Origin of the sequence: Roseivirga sp. 4D4, from assembly GCF_001747095.1 — a bacterium.
In the GTDB taxonomy this organism is placed as follows: domain Bacteria; phylum Bacteroidota; class Bacteroidia; order Cytophagales; family Cyclobacteriaceae; genus Roseivirga.
In genome coordinates this window covers 1,176,307-1,192,144 of record NZ_MDGP01000001.1, presented here as the reverse complement: position 1 = coordinate 1,192,144, position 15,838 = coordinate 1,176,307, and the positions used below count along the sequence as shown (strand labels likewise).

Annotated in this window: 12 protein-coding genes; 4 read left to right on the top strand and 8 right to left on the bottom strand. The window is 43.5% G+C overall.

The window, feature by feature from the left end; genetic code table 11:
- The first annotated feature begins 51 nt into the window (after positions 1-51).
- Together BFP97_RS05125 and BFP97_RS05120 are read left to right on the top strand one after the other, a co-directional pair.
- Positions 52-942, top strand: a complete 891-nt coding sequence (locus tag BFP97_RS05125) for a sterol desaturase family protein (RefSeq protein ID WP_069841384.1) — start codon at positions 52-54, stop codon at positions 940-942.
- A 40-nt stretch (positions 943-982) separates the two neighbouring features.
- Positions 983-1,498, top strand: a complete 516-nt coding sequence (locus tag BFP97_RS05120) for a hypothetical protein (RefSeq protein ID WP_069844205.1) — start codon at positions 983-985, stop codon at positions 1,496-1,498.
- Between the two features lie 9 nt (positions 1,499-1,507).
- Here BFP97_RS05120 and BFP97_RS05115 read toward each other — a convergent pair whose 3' ends face one another.
- Positions 1,508-2,284: a S1/P1 nuclease gene (locus BFP97_RS05115; RefSeq protein ID WP_069841383.1), complete on the bottom strand. Its 777-nt coding sequence runs from the start codon at positions 2,282-2,284 to the stop codon at positions 1,508-1,510.
- 264 nt (positions 2,285-2,548) lie between these two features.
- On the opposite strand from BFP97_RS05115, the gene BFP97_RS05110 reads away from it, so the two are divergent.
- On the top strand, positions 2,549-4,798 hold the full coding sequence (locus BFP97_RS05110) for an alpha/beta hydrolase family protein (RefSeq protein WP_069841382.1): 2,250 nt from the start codon (positions 2,549-2,551) through the stop codon (positions 4,796-4,798).
- 233 nt (positions 4,799-5,031) lie between these two features.
- On the opposite strand, the gene BFP97_RS05105 is transcribed toward BFP97_RS05110, so the two are convergent.
- The 4 genes from BFP97_RS05105 to BFP97_RS05085 form a co-directional block, all read right to left on the bottom strand.
- Positions 5,032-6,339 (bottom strand): dicarboxylate/amino acid:cation symporter, encoded by a 1,308-nt coding sequence (locus BFP97_RS05105; protein WP_069841381.1) that lies wholly within the window; start codon positions 6,337-6,339, stop codon positions 5,032-5,034.
- 198 nt (positions 6,340-6,537) lie between these two features.
- Positions 6,538-7,692 (bottom strand): DUF4105 domain-containing protein, encoded by a 1,155-nt coding sequence (locus BFP97_RS05100; protein WP_139135192.1) that lies wholly within the window; start codon positions 7,690-7,692, stop codon positions 6,538-6,540.
- Between the two features lie 178 nt (positions 7,693-7,870).
- Positions 7,871-8,971 (bottom strand): MBL fold metallo-hydrolase, encoded by a 1,101-nt coding sequence (locus BFP97_RS05095; protein ID WP_069841379.1) that lies wholly within the window; start codon positions 8,969-8,971, stop codon positions 7,871-7,873.
- Positions 8,972-9,307: 336 nt separating this feature from the next.
- Entirely contained in the window at positions 9,308-12,493 is a 3,186-nt protein-coding gene (locus BFP97_RS05085) for a WD40/YVTN/BNR-like repeat-containing protein (RefSeq protein WP_069841377.1), read from the bottom strand.
- A 236-nt stretch (positions 12,494-12,729) separates the two neighbouring features.
- Here BFP97_RS05085 and BFP97_RS05080 point away from each other — a divergent pair, with 236 nt between their 5' ends.
- On the top strand, positions 12,730-13,419 hold the full coding sequence (locus BFP97_RS05080) for a YciI family protein (protein ID WP_069841376.1): 690 nt from the start codon (positions 12,730-12,732) through the stop codon (positions 13,417-13,419).
- 38 nt (positions 13,420-13,457) lie between these two features.
- Here BFP97_RS05080 and BFP97_RS05075 read toward each other — a convergent pair whose 3' ends face one another.
- The 3 genes from BFP97_RS05075 to BFP97_RS05065 are packed head-to-tail and all read right to left on the bottom strand — an operon-like array spanning position 13,458 to position 15,806.
- Complete coding sequence (locus BFP97_RS05075; RefSeq protein WP_069841375.1) at positions 13,458-14,432, bottom strand: NADPH:quinone oxidoreductase family protein; 975 nt, start codon at positions 14,430-14,432, stop codon at positions 13,458-13,460.
- Entirely contained in the window at positions 14,432-15,154 is a 723-nt protein-coding gene (locus BFP97_RS05070; RefSeq protein ID WP_170827405.1) for an SIMPL domain-containing protein, read from the bottom strand. The genes BFP97_RS05075 and BFP97_RS05070 overlap by 1 nt, the downstream gene beginning before the upstream one ends.
- Before the next feature lie 49 nt (positions 15,155-15,203).
- The gene (locus tag BFP97_RS05065; protein WP_069841373.1) at positions 15,204-15,806 is read right to left on the bottom strand and encodes a YdeI/OmpD-associated family protein; all 603 of its coding nucleotides are present in this window, start codon (positions 15,804-15,806) and stop codon (positions 15,204-15,206) included.
- Between the last annotated feature and the right edge of the window lie 32 nt (positions 15,807-15,838).

Below are 15,838 nucleotides of genomic sequence, written 5' to 3'. Positions count from 1 at the left end.
TAATTGATTATGTTAGTGGTCAAAGAACAATGATAACCACTAATATTTAGCATGATTGACTGGCAGTTTGTAGGAGATGCATATCGAGGCTATGCCAATTATCTGTGGCAGGAAATTACCTTTCAATATGATTACAAGCCTTGGTGGCAAAATTACTTCTGGGCACTGATCGGTATTTCTCTGATATTTCTGGCCTGGGAGTGGCTTAGGCCATGGCGGAAAGATCAACCAAAATTCAGAAAGGACTTTTGGTTAGACGCCTTCTACATGTTCTTCAATTTCTTTCTCTTCTCGCTGATCATCTTCAATGCCTTATCAAACGTAGTTGTAGATGCCTTCAATGGACTGCTGTCAGACATGGGCATTACCAACCTTGCCGCTATTGAAATTGGTTCCTGGCCGGTTTTTCTTCAGTTGTTCACCTTATTCATCATAAGAGACTTTATCCAATGGTGGACGCATAGGTTACTTCATGCAGTTCCAGCGCTATGGGAGTATCACAAGGTGCATCATTCTGTAGAACAAATGGGCTTTGCAGCACACCTGAGGTACCATTGGATGGAAACCATTGTTTACCGGACCATTGAATATCTACCGCTCGCCATGATTGGTTTTGGCATAGACGACTTCTTTTTTGTGCACATGTTTACTTTGGCTGTAGGGCATTGGAATCATGCCAATATCAAAGTGAAGCTTGGTCCGCTGAAGTATATCTTGAATAATCCCAATATGCATATGTGGCATCATGCCCATGATTTGCCTGAAGATCGGCAAAGGGGGGTGAATTTTGGTTTGACCCTGAGTCTATGGGATTACCTATTCGGTACTGCGTATATTCCTTCGAGTGGAAAGTCGATCAAGCTGGGCTTTCCAGGAGTTTCTAAATTCCCAAAGACCTTCTTCGGACAGATATTCCATGGTTTCAGCAAGAAAAACCAATGACCGAAATCTGGTTATCTCTAATTTCCAAAAAACTAAGACCATGAAAAGACTTTTTAGCCTAGCTCTCTGTTTTTTAATATCCACATCTCTGAATGCACAAGACGCAAAACCCGAAGATGTTAAGTCTGCGGATGCCATCATCGCTGCTTTGTACGATGTGATTTCAGGCCCGGCAGGTGAGAAGCGAGATTGGGATAGAATGAAGAGTCTGTTTATTCCGGAAGGTCGATTAATGCCTACAGGAAAAGGACCCAATGGTGTAGGATATAGAACTTGGACAGTACAAGAGTACATTGATCAGGCGGGTGCCAACTTGGAGAAAATGGGTTTCTTTGAAGTGGAGATCAGCCGTAAAAGTGAAGCTTATGGTACTATATCGCATGTCTTTAGCACTTATGAATCGCGTAAAACCCTCGCAGACGAAAAGCCTTTTGCCAGAGGTATTAACAGTATTCAACTGCTAAATGGTGGTGATCGCTGGTGGATCGTCAGCGTATTTTGGATGGGAGAGACTCCAGAGTATAAACTGCCAGCGAAATACTTACCAGGCAACTGATCTCATCTTTTACTTATAGATATCGTTGATCACACCAGCCAGGCGAACTCCAGCTTGAAGCACTCTTTGCTTTACAAGATCAAAATTGTCGTAAGAGTAGCGGTAGCTCAGTCTTCCATTTTCAGGAACAGCATAGACTTGGTCTCGGAAGGACATGGATTCCATAGCCCAATCTCTAACTGTTGCAGATTGCCATGCTTTGATTTGTGATTTTGAGGCATGATTTACCCAATTGGCAAACTCAGTGTAGCTGAACTGCTTTCCGTCAATCATACGACTGTCCCATACACTGTGTAGGTTGGTATTGGTGCCGAACCACTGAACTTTCACATCATTTCCACCACGATCTTCTCCGTTGCCCACATGCAATGGCTGGTGAATGTCACCCACCAAGTGTACTAAGAACTTCAGATTTTTGGCCTCATCTTCGGCACTTAGGCCTCCGGCTTTTAACTCTTTGATAATCTTCTCAATGGCCCAAATTACATCACCGCCTTCTTGCGTAGGCGCTGTTTCGTAGGTCATTCCATCAGGGATAGTGCAATAGTGCCATGTGTTGGCGTATCGGTAGCTATTATCGGATCGAATTTCATCCATCCAGGTACTCACTTCTGCTAGTGTTTCAGTGCCCAATACACGTTTCACATGCTTGGTGGCTTTCCTCGAAAGCATGCCATCAGCAATATGTCCAATGGTCCTATGACCTATTTGTCCCCAATAAACCGGAGCAGAAGCGGTAAATGAAATTGCAGTGAGCAAAACGATCGGAAGCAGTAAACTTTTCATTGTAGAGGTCTTTGACTGCAAGCTTACGAAAAAGTCGGCTATCCTAAATTACCATTGGTTTAAATATTGGTGAACTTCCTTGATTACGTCACTCTGGACCATTTTAAAGTATACGTCATGCTGAACTCGTTTCAGCATCTAAATCGGAAAGACCCTGAAACACTCCGAAGGTTCGGAGCAGGGTGACGGTATCAAAGACCAGTTGTATAAAGATTATTAGCAATCCGGTGTCGATTGACTATTTTGGATCACAAACCATCAACCATGAAAAGATATATCCTATCCCTTACTATTCTATTCGCTCTTGTAACTTCTGTCTTAGCCCAGAAAACGGCTTTTACGGTCGAAGATGCCATCAATGTCAAATCACTAGGCAGCCAAACCCTTAGTAATGATGGGCAGTACCTTGCCGGTATCATTGCAGATGGCCGTGCACGGTTTGGTACAGATCATTTCCGTTTTAGAGACCCGAGCTACCTCAATTTAAGACCGGGCAGGCTGGTCATTATTAATACCGAAACAGGTGCTGAGACTAACGTATTTGATCAAGACACACGCGTGACAAGCTTAAGGTGGGATGATAATGGCGAGAAACTGATCTTCTTTGAGCAAAAGGATGATAAACTTGTCTTGGCCTACTACGATATGAAATCGGAGAAAGTCCGGTATGTAAAGGTCAAGGATGATAGAATCATCAGTACAAATGTTGGAATAGATGTAAGTGCCGATGGTAGTTCCGCGGTACTCGCCATGCGAAAGAAGGGTTGGATGGAAAAAGCTATGGCCGAATATAAGGAAGCTACCGAAGGGCCGATCGTTGTCTATGATGGCAATGATAACTTCTTGAAGTGGGATAAAATAGGCCTGACAGGTAGCCTTGCGGAAGTAGTGAAAGTAGACCTGAAGTCCGGCAAGGTACAAGACCTGTTGCCTGAGTCGAGCTATTCAGGTGTTAGTCTTTCAGATGATGGTCAATACCTCCGTTATAATGAGACTTTCAGAATGAAGACCTCTTACAAACGAAATGATGGAGTCGAATATCAGGCTTCAATAGTTAACATGGATAAGCTTGACGAGCCAAAGCATATTTACCCGAGAAATAAGAGACGCAGAAACTTCAGTTGGGATAGAACCAATGCACATTTTGCATGGGTTGACTCAGGTAATGTATATGTGAGTAGCGTCAGTACCTTCGGTGACGAAGAGCCTTTAAACCTAACAAAAGGCAAGGCTTTTGAGGATGATGACGAAGAGAAGGCGGTTAAGTTTTCGATAGGTAGATGGCATGCCAATGGAGATAAAATGCTTCTGACTTCGAAAGGCGGCTGGTGGACTATTAACGTTGATGGTTCTGATCTAAAACAGATCTATGAACTTCCTGAAGACGAGGAAGAAAAGAAGGAATTACCTAACAGAAATGTGGTAAAATGGTCTGAAGATGGTCAGTACCTGTATGTTTCATATTCGGAGAAAGAACAATGGAAAAGAGGTGTTCAGCGATATAATATCAATTCAGGAAAGTTTGAAGACCTCATGACCAATGACAATCTTTATTCAGGTTGGAGGTTTGCAAGCACTGGAGACAGAGTGGTGTATAGTAAATCAGATGGGGACAAGCCGAATGAAGTATTCGCTAATACTTTGGTATTTAATTCAGAGAATCGGCTTACAGATCTGAACCCATGGGTGGCCAATAAGAAATGGACCAACACTGAGTTAATCAGCTATCGTGATGCCGATGGCAAGGAACTCAAAGGTATTTTATACTATCCAGTGGATTACGAACCAGGTAAGCAATATCCACTAGTGCTTGAAGTTTATGAGACCTTCTTCAATAACGGATATCGTTCTTCTATGAACCTTGTGGCCAACCAGGGTTACTTTGGTCTTAGACCTTCGGTTGATTTGGTGCAGGGTTATCCAGGTGAAGGTTGGTTAAAAGGAGTCACCTCGGCCATCAATATGTTGGTGGACAAAGGGATGGTCGATAATAATAAAGTGGGTATCCATGGTACCAGCTATGGAGGTTATGCTACCTCGTTGATCATTACCCAAACCGATCGTTTTGCAGCGGCCATCAATATATCTGGGAAAGTAAACATTATCAGCTTCTTGGGTGATAGCCCTAAGATTGGTACAAGAAATTATGCAGCCGCAGAAGTAGGACAGGATAGGATAGGTGCTTCATTCTGGGATGCTCCAATCAAGTACTTCAATACCTCAGCAGTCTTCTTTGCCGACAGAGTCAAGACACCTCACTTACTGCTCAGTGGTGAAGGCGACTGGAATGTGCCTGGTACAAACTCCCGAGAGATGTACTATGCCCTAAGACGCCTGGGAAAAGATGTTCAATGGGTCAACTATATGCGTGGTGGCCATGGTGCTGGCTGGGCCAGTGTAGAAAGTGATTACTACGACCAGTGGCAGCGTATGTTTGACTTCTACGACAAACACTTCTTTCCCAAAAAAGACGAAGAGAAAACCGAGGAATTAGAAACAGATCAAGGCAATTAGAAGAACAGACAAATGGTGCTCACATGCTGTGAGTACATATCTTGAATAAGATGAGTCCGCACTGCAAGTGCGAACTAGGCAGTAGATTCGTGCACTACATAGTTATCTCGACATAGAAGAGGTAGTTTAAACTTTCAGACAATGAATTTATTTGGTTAGCTGTCCAAGTATCTTTTGGTAATGTCAGCCATAAATAATGAGTCAGCTGGTCTTTGTTATAGGACGAAATGTGATTAGGGAGTTTCATTCTTTTTTTGCCATCGATCAAACACGACACAAGCGGTCAGGTCTCCGGTGACATTCACAGCAGTACGGAACATTCCTAATATCCTGTCCACTCCGACAATAATGACCAAGCCTTCCGTGGGAATACCGGCACTTTGTAATACCGAAGCAAGTATTACTACACCACCACCAGGGATGGCGGGGGTGCCAATGGAGGCTGCCACAATCGTTACGGTGATTAATAACGTATTCATTACTCCCATTTCTATACCATATGCTTGCGCAATGAATAGCGCAGATATGCATTGAAATATAGCTGTTCCATCCATATTGATTGTGGCCCCTACGGGGATCACAAAGTCGCTGATTTTAGAAGCCACGCCTAGCTTTTCATCTGCAGTTTTCATAGATAAAGGCATAACCGCAGCCGAACTCGTAGTAGAAAATGCCAGCAACTGTACCTCACGGATTTTACTTAAAAATGTAAACGGGTTCATACCTCCTAATACAAAAACCACGATCATGTAAAGTATAAGCAGGAGAAATAGGCCTAGCAAAACCACGCCAATGTAATAGCCGATCCCAGCTAGTCCCTCAATCCCCACACTGGCAGTCATTTCAGCAATAAGTCCGAAAGCCGCATAAGGCACTAGTAACATGGCCCATGATACAATGGTCATGCTGATCTCTTCGATAGCTTCCAGAAAACCTAAAACTGGTTGAATGGTCTTTTTAGGTAATTGGATGATTGCAATGCCAATGATTATGGTAAAGACAACAATGCTAAGCATTTCACCGGTTACCATGGCTGCTAATGGATTTTCAGGTATCAGATCAGAAATTGCTTCGGGGATATTTGTGAGTGGGAGAGCTTCTGTGTCGTTTTGTATTGAGGTAGTCTGATCAAGACTGAAACCATTCTTCTCATGGATGTACCTACCTGGCTGAATTAATATTGTCAATGCCGACCCAATGGCAATTGAGGCTGTAGTAGTGAGCAAAAAATATGTGAGGAGCCGAAATCCCATTTTTTTAAGTTGATCGTTGCTGTTGCTAACTATCCCTGAAATGATCGAAGCGAAAATCAAAGGGATCATAATCATTTGTACCAACTTAAGAAAGAGCCTGCCGGGAAGGGAAAGCCAATTACCTATTGTTTGACTTAGAGCTTCCGAGAAAACACCTGAAGCCGGGTTCATGATCATCCCAACGATCAAGCCTAGAATTATGGCGATAATCACTTTTAGCCATAGCTTTCCTTCAATAAGCTTTCTGAGATATATGACCAGATCATTTAGCGGTTTTACTTCTACCATATCTTCTAATCAATTTATCTGCAAATTGAACCACTCAGAGTTCAAAAACATTGACTTGAGTCAGTTCTAGTGCTAATACTTATCAAAGTATATGAGTTTACACTCTTTCGTTATAGTGTTAAAATTGTAGAATGGACGGTCATAGAGTAAGTCATGCTGAACTTGCCTGTGCGCCTCAGGCAGGTTTCAGCATCTCGATTAAGTAGACCCTGAAACACTCCGAAGGTTCGGAGCAGGGTGACGCGTAAGGGATTTAAAATTAACCAAACCCAAAATCAGCATTAGGGGAATGACAGCAATGTCAAATTGTTGTATGCCGCTTAGCCAGACGATAATGGTCAAGATAAGGCTTCCTGAGAGGGTATAAGTAAGCAGCTTACTCACCTTGTTTCTGATCAATAAAGGAATGTAAAGCAAATACAGAGGATTACACCATAGGATATCTAGATTGTTCCTTATTTCAGGATGGCCAGAGAAGATCCAAAGCAGACCAAGCAAAACGCCCACTGCACCTATAATCAGGCAAAGCATAACCTTAACGGGCTTAGGGCTCCAGAATAACAAAATGACTAAGAGCACAGAGAACACTTTCAAAGGGGAGAAGATTTTCTGATAACTCGTTCCCAAGTCTTCGGGTAAAGGATTGAGGTTGTTTTCGCCAATGACCATTCCTTTGTTATGGAGTAAAGCCTTATCGACTTCTTCCTCAAATGAGATCGGTAAAAAAGCACTTTGAAAGCGATTGGAATTGCTGTCCATCATCTTACCGAGTAGCATATTCACTCCGAGCCTTAGCCAAGGGGTTCTTTCGAGGTAAGGATTGATTAGGTCTCGATTAGAAGCCTCAAGGGTGTCTTTTGAGAAGACCGCATCTATGCCTGAAAGCAGGTCTCTTAATTCCGTAGAGCAGTTTCTATTTAGAAATGAGTAATAATAAAACCTGTTTTCGGGTAAGTATAAGTAGTTAAGTCTTCTAACAATGGCAATTTCTTCTTCGTCAGTAAGCTCCAAGACCTGCTCTGAAACAAGTCGATTTTCTGAGGTGTAAGTTTGTACAAAGTAGGGGGTTGGGACGATGCCCAATTGATATTGTAGTTTTCCTTTTAAGAACTTGTATGCAAAATTGGGAGTATCAAAATCGAATATGCCGAAGTTATACACCTGATCGGTATCGTTTTGCCTGTCTATCACGCGCATAGAGGAGTGCCCAAAGACGGAATATACTTCAGTGCCAGGAGAGCATGTGAGTATACTGATGACGAATCTATCTTGTGAGATTGATAGACTGTCCTGCGACATGGCGAATTGACCTGTGGCGAGGAGTAGAAAAAGTAAGAGTGTTTTTGTTTTCAAGGCTCGGTACTGCTTTCAGTTCGAAAATAAGCAATCGTTCGTTGCTCAGAAAGTCTAAAGAATGGATCAGGAGATTCCTTCGGTCGATGCTCCCTCGGAATGACGTGAAGAAGGATTGTTTATATGAGGAAATTCTCCTCTTGACAAGGGGAGATACAGAGGGGTTGGCTAGAGGTGTCTATTTCAATTCAGACCACCAGTCCATTGTCGGTTCATCACCGAAAGTCACAACCTGACCAATTTCAGGGGTAGAGATTTTCTGGCCTTTGACTTCTGCAGCAGTAGTGAATCGCTCAATCGGGTCTTTCCAGGTGTGTAAAGCCAAAGGAAAGCCTCCCCAGTGAACAGGGATGGCAATGGATACGTGAGCATCTATGGAAGACTGTACAGTCTCTTCGGGAAACATGTGAATGGGATGCCATAGTTTATTGTACTGACCACATTCCATAAAACCCCAGTCAAAGGGTCCTAAACGTTCACCTACTTCCTTGAAGTGCTCATCATAGCCACTATCACCACTCCAATAAATGTTGTGATCAGCAGTTTTGAAGACCCAACCACCCCATAAGCATTTGGCACGATCGCCCAGACCTCGTCCGGAGAAATGCCTGCTTGGCGTAAAGGTGATATCAATGCCCTCGAGGGTCTGTTGGTCCCACCAATCAAATTCAGATATCGTTTCTGCTGGAATACCCCAAGCTTCTAAGTGTCTGGAGACACCGAGTGCCACATACCATGTACTCACTTTGGCTTTAAGCTTTTTGATACTGGCATAATCCAGATGATCGTAGTGATCGTGCGTCATTAAAACCATATCGATTGGAGGCAGTTGGTCAATGATGTCCAATGTGCTTTCACTAAAGCGTTTTACAGCAAAGGGAGCGATCGGTGCAGCATTCGGACCAAGCATTGGATCGATTAACAGATTCTTACCATTTAATTGAAGTAGCAAGACAGAATGACCATACCATATAAATTTAGGCTTGGTGGTATCTGTTTGAAAGGCTTCTTGATCAAAAGGAATGATAGGGATAGGTTGTTCTGGGCTTCTAAGTTTTCTGCCTGTGAACTGTTGTCTGAGTAGACCTGGTAATGTTTTGAGGTTAATATCCATCAGCGTTTCTGACTGATTCTCAAAAATCTTCCCATTCCATTGTGGTGACTTTGAGTACCTCTCGATGAGTTCTTTATTGACTTTGGCGCCAAACTGAGGGTGGAAATTGAGGAAGGCCCAGCCGATTAGGGCAAGGGCAACAATAATGGATAAGGTGATCAGCATATAGTTGCCAAAATAGAAACTAGAAATCAGTAAATCAGGAATGAAGACAATTGTTTTGGGCCAAGTATTGATTGATGGACTATTTTTAATCAGCCGGCATAGATATAATGCTTGCCGTAAGGTTGAAATTCTCCCCTTGGCAAGGGGAGATGCAGAGGGGTTCTTCTTTTAAAGTTGCTGATATTTTCAGAATGGTTAAGATTTCTCTCCCGATTCATCGGGATCGAAATGACGTTCCAATTGTGCTTGGGTATAAAACTAATCCATCCGACCGCTTAGAGCGGTCGGATGGACAGTTCTCGGCCTTGGACCTGAATTCTGCTTTCTGATAACTAACTACTTATCCCCGCCAGTTTTCTCAATTTCAATGGTTCTGTTCTTACGCTCGAGGGCTTTATTGAACTTTTGGATGTCCTCTTTGATCAGTTTGTCGAATTTGGCAATGGCATTCTCCAATCGATCACTTAGTACTTCTTTTACTTCACCTTGCTGATCGGTAGGTTTGAAGTCAATTCCGCTGCTATTGATATCGCTGGCGAGAGCACTCAAACGACCATATAGCTTAATAGGGGAGCGGAAGGCATCTTCTCGCGCACCTGTCAAGTGAATATCATAAAGCATGCTAGCCACTTCCTCTGCTGCAGCTTTTAAGCGAACGGCTTCACGTTGCGTTCTTCTATCGCTTACTTCGGCAATGATGTCTTCTAACTCTTTGCGAAGCACCTCAACAGCATTAATATTCACCACGGCAAGGTTCATAGCGTTTCTCAACTCCAGAGAGAAGGCCACCTGTGCCTCAATATCGGCTTGCGTTCCTTCTGCCTTAGGATCTTTCAATACATTAAGGGGCTTGCTAGTTGATTCAATTACATTCCCTTCCTTGTCTTTGATCACCAAGTGAGCCTCATAAGTACCTGGTGCTACTCTAGGGCCTAACTGACCTGCATTAAGGTCAAGGTCCCATTGTACCAATGGTCTCCAGCCTTCGCCATTCAATTGTACCCATGGTCGGCCTGGAGGTTGAACCCTAAGCTTAGGTCTGTAGGTAGATTCATATCGCAAGTTCCAGATCGCTCGATTTATGCCTTCATTGGCTCTGGTGTTGACGGTGCGAATTAGGTCGCCATCCTTATCCTTGATTTCAATACTGACGCTTCCCTCTACCTTCTCAGGTAAATAGAAGTTGATGATAGCGCCATTCGGAGGATTTTGTCCAGAGTTATAACTTGGTCCATCGGTTTTGATACTCTCTCGATTATTGAACCTGTAAGTATCTCTTATATCTACGATTTGAGCTTTTCCGCTGAGTTGATCTGCATTTCTAATAGCATTCATGTCATCAAGGATGTAGTAGCCACGTCCATATGTGCCGACTACTAAGTCGTCAAAGCGCTCTTGTATTTCAAGCCAGTAGACGGGAGCAGGAGGTAGGTTCAGTCTGAGGCGCGCCCAGGTTTGACCATCATTATGACTTACATAAATGCCCTTGTCAATTCCTGCATATAGTAGGCCTTTTCTTTTTGGGTCTTCCTTGATCACATGCACGAAGCTTGATTCTGACCTAGGGATGCCGTCAGAGATCTTGGTCCAGGATTGGCCGAAATCCGTTGTTTTGTAGATATAAGGATCAAAGTCTCCCATTTGGTGTAGGTCTACAGAGATATAGGCGGTACCAGCATCATTTGCTGAAGGGTGAATATTGGCAATGGTTCCCCATTTCGGTAGGTCAGGAATATTCGCTGTGAGATTCACCCATTCCTTACCACCATCTTTGGTCAATTGAACCTGACCGTCATTGGTACCCACCCAAATCATACCTGCCTGTAAAGGTGATTCCTCTATGGCAAATAGGGTGGACCCATCGAATGTCATTAGGTTGTCGATGGCCACACCACCAGAACTCTGTTGGTGACTCTTATCATTTAGGGTAAGGTCTGGACTGATGATTTGCCAGCTCTGTCCACCATCATCCGATTGATGCACGAATTGACTTCCTGCATAAACCCGATGTTTAGTGTGTGTAGAGAAGCTCAATGGGAAGTTCCAATGCCAGCGATATTTCATATCTGCCGGTGCCCAGCCGTATCCGGCTTCGGGCCATACCCGCACATCTCTTGTATGACCTGTTCGGAGGTCATGTCTGTCAAGTCCACCATCATAACAACCTGACCAGACAATGTTATTGTCATTTGGATCTGGTTTGGCAAAGCCACTTTCGCAGCCACCTACACCTTTCCAAAGCCCTAGTGGAATATATCCTTGCAAAGAATTGCTTGGTCCCATATAAGACCATCCATCTTGCCTGTTGCCGAATACGTTATAGGGAATTTGATCATCAACGGAAACGTGGTACATCTGAGCTATCGGCAAGACTACACGTTGAAAAGATTTACCGTGATTATAGGTGATTGAGGCACCACCATCGTGGGCTACCATATAGTGATCAGGGTTCTTTGGATTGATCCAAATGTCGTGATTATCGCCACCGCCTCTTGGTGGTCTTCGGTTTCGTGTTTTCCCTCCATCTAAAGAATGCGTAAAGCGAACCGTCATTGAATAGATTTCGTTCGGATCGCCAGTATTGACCCTCAAACGGGTATAGTAAGGTGCTCTTTCGTTCCAGGCATGCTCCTGGCTCATCAGTTCCCAGCTTAAACCTGTGTCTTTAGAACGCCATACTTCAGGGCTTTCGGCCTCAAAAAGGGCGTAAATGATGTTTGGATCGCTATGCGCCACGGCCACTGAGGTTTTTCCTACAGGTCTTTCAGCTCCAAAACTCAGACCGTACTTATTAAGAGGTTCCCAGTTGTCGCCACCGTCTACGGACTTATAAATGCCACTACCGGCACCTCCAGAATTCAAGCCCCAGGTATTGATATTAACCGACCACATGGCAGCATAAATGATTTCAGGGTTCTCGGGATCGATCGCCATATCTGATACTCCTGTACCTTCATCAATGAAAAGTACTTGCTCCCAGGTGTCCCCGCCATCTTTGGTGCGATAAACCCCCCGTTCTTTCTGAGGTCCATAAGTATGTCCTAATGCTCCAGCATATACCACTTTTGGGTTGGTCGGGTGAACAATTACCCTTCCGATTCTTCCTGTCTTTTCCAAACCCTTATGTTCCCAGGTCTTTCCAGCATCAGGCGAGAAATAAATGCCATTACCCATGGCATGCGCTGGGCGAATTACAAAGGTTTCCCCTGTGCCCACCCAGACCTGCTTGGGATCAGAAGGTGCTAACTCTACCGCGGCAACGGAAGAGATGTCTTGTTTGTCGAATATAGGTCGCCAGTTAATGCCCATATCTTCAGTTTTCCAAAGACCACCAGATGCAGCGCCAATGTAGGCTACTTGAGGATTATCTGGTTCTGCGATTACTGCGATGGTACGATTACCTTCTGGCCCAATAAATCGAAAGCGATGACCATTTAGATTATCATCTAAGGTTTCTTGTGCCGATAGCGTGAAAACGGTGAGAAATAGAGATAGGAGGATGGTGATTCTCTTTTGAAGCATAGTTGTAATGATAGTTCTGCTTTAATTTAATCAATCTGATACATTGACAAGGCTAATGTTTTGAAGGACAGTCAAATTGTGATGTGAATGGATAGGAGTCGGAAGGCTGAAGTCAGAAGCTGGAAGTAAGAAAGTGAATAAGCTAATAAGTGAATTGCAAGAGACTTAAGGCTTGAAGCTCATAACTCAAAGCTTAAACCCATATTTTCATTAAATTCGATGATAGCTTTTCAATCATGAGACTACTTGTTACATTTTTTGCGCTAGTCATAGTCACTTCACTATCTGCTCAGGACCCAATGCAGGGCCGTTATACTTTTGTTTTTCTAAATACTAATGAGGATAGAGCAGAACTGCCCAAAGAACAGGTCGATAGCCTCCAGGCTGGGCATATGGCAAATATTAACAATTTGGTCAAGGCTAGGAAGATGATTGCTGCAGGGCCGTTTTATGGTGGAGGCGGGATCTTTCTATTCGATACAAACCTTCAAGAGACGCAAGCGGTATTGGACACTGACCCAGCTATCGCGGCAGGAAGGTTTAAACTGGAAGTTTTACCCTTTAATATGGAGATAGGGAAGATCTGCCCTTTGTGGGATGTGCCGGAGGAAACCATCGAAATGACGACTTACTTTATCATACGCTATACAAATAAGTTTGACAGTGATGGTGCTTATGCTGCCAAGACCAACCGTTTTACTTTGGGTCACCTGAAAAAGGCCAAAAGAGAATTCAAGGACATTGAAATCTTGAGTGATATGGCCTTCGATGGGAACAAAGGACAGGTAGTGATTTTCAAGGGTGCTGAATCAAGCATGAAAGAATACGCGTCTTACTTTAGGAAGCAAAAGTTGGTAAAAGACGGTATTATGGACTTTTACTTGAGGCAGCTCTATTTTCCTAAAGGTGTTTTTTGTGAGAAGTGACGAGCGTAGCGAGTATTGAGTAATGCGTATTGAGTCTATTAAATTACCACCACATTTTTGCCGATCACTTTACGATCCATTAAATCGCGGATGGCCTGAGCACCTTGTTCTAATGGGTATTGCTTATAGATATTCTGCTTTAGCTGTCCCGATTTGATCCACTCAAGGATTTGTTGAAAGTTCTCAAAACTCTCTTTAGGTTGTTTCTGAGCAAAGGCTCCCCAGAAAACACCTACAACTGAAGCTCCTTTTAATAAGGGTAAGTTGAGTCGGATTGAGGCTGGTACACCCGCAGCAAAACCAACAACCAAATAGCGGCCTTCCCAGGCCAAGGCCCTTACTGCTGGTTCTGAATATTGATCACCTACCGGGTCGTAAATGACATCAGCCCCTTTTCCATCAGTGAGGTCTTTAATACGCGTCTTTAGATCTTCTTTTGTGTAATTGATGGTTTCATCGGCTCCAGAGGCTTTGCAGAGTTTTAGTTTCTCATCAGAACTGGCAGCAGCTATCACATGAGCGCCCATAAGTTTTCCGATTTGCACCGCGGCTAGGCCTACGCCTCCGGCTGCACCAAGCACAACTAATGTTTCACCGGCTTGAATGTTTGCCCTTTGTTTTAAGGCGTGAAGCGAAGTACCGCAAGTGTACATGGTAATGGCTCCAGTGACAAAGTCCATCCCTTCAGGCATTGGAAGGCACTTGTGTCCATCCGCTAATACATATTCTGCAAAACCACCCCAAATGGTAAGCGCAAATACTTTATCTCCGGGTTGTACATGCTTTACTTCTGAGCCCACTGCTTCTACAACTCCGGATACTTCACCGCCAGGAGCAAAGGGCAATTCCGGCTTAAACTGATACTTGTCTTGAATAATTAAGGTATCCGGAAAATTGACACCGCAAGCTTTTACCTTGATCAATACCTGAGCAGGGCCGGGGCTGGGTGTTTCAATATCTGACATCGTCAGTGTTTCAGGTAATCCAAATTGATGGCAGAGGAGGGCTTTCATTAATTCTTCTTTTGATGAATGAAGTATGAGATTCGGATGCTTTTCTGAAATTCCTGAGGTGCTAGGTTGAAATTAGCAAAGCTTCTATCGTCTGATGATTTCATGGCCATGGATTCCATCCGAGCTAAGGCATTGACTTGAAAAGGTTCGCCTTGAGTGTAATCTACACTTCTTACCGCTCCAACTTCAAAATTACCGGCACTGGCGAGCATTTGGGCTTGTCTGCTGGCATTTTCAAAAGCCGCCTTTATCAAGGCTTCTTCGGACTTGGCTTTAGCTTTATCACTGAAGTAACTGCTGGTGTTTACATTCACAGGCAAGTTGGTGTCTGCAATTACATTCAGCAATTTTATGATTTGCTCCTTATCCGCACCAATCTTCAACTGTAGTGTTTGGCTGGCAGTATAGGTGGTTTTGACTTCAGGTCTGTATTGATTGTCATTGATGTTTGTATAGAAGCCAATCGTCTTTAAGCTGTCTTTGCTGATCTTTCCTTTCTTAGTGAGGCATTTGATCATATAGTCTGTCATGTCATTGAGACTGTCGATCGATTGACGCTGGGCTTCGGTAGTCACATTAAACCTGAGATCAAATTGAAACAGGTCTGGCATCATTTCGATCTGTGCCGAACCTTGAACTTTTAAGGTGTTGGCCTCCTGATCTTGTGCGAAGAGGCTAAAAGGTAGTAGTACTACCAAGAGGATTGCATATGTTCTTTTCATAATCACTTTTAACACTGGCACTACAAGTACAATGCCATTGAGGTGAAATCTACTTTTTATACTTGTCATTAAGTCCAATGCCATTCTGAATCATAGGGATAATTTTTTCCAGACGCTTCTGTTTGGTTTCATCCCGTTTTGCAGTAGCGATATGTTCGGCAAAGTCTCTCTTATTGGTAAGGGAATGTGCTTCAAAGCTTTCATTGAGTTTGGGATCGGCATCCAAAACTGCCTTGAGTTCTTCTGGAATGATAAGGGGTTTGGCAGCCTTCTTTTGAGGTTTGAATTCCTTTCCTGCCAGTTGATTGTCAATGGCTTCCTGAATATAGGTTCGAATCAAATCTTCATTTTCCTGGATTTCCTCTATTGTATTAAAACGCCATTGACGCATGCCATGTGTCTTGCCTTCCTGGGCATTGATCAACTTTTGCGAAGCATCTTTAAGAAATACACCCTGAAAAAACCAGACTCCGGTATAAGCTTTGAATCCTCCCAGACCGATCACATTTTTCCCATTGATCATGTAGACAGGGAAGGCCCACTTCACTGTTTCATCAAAAGGGAAGGACATAACAATGCTCCTTAATAGATTCATTGCTTCTGGATGTGGTGCGTCTGCTGAAAAGTATTCCTCAATATTCTTCTTCTCCATGGTCGATTAATTATGACCATGGGAAGTTCCTA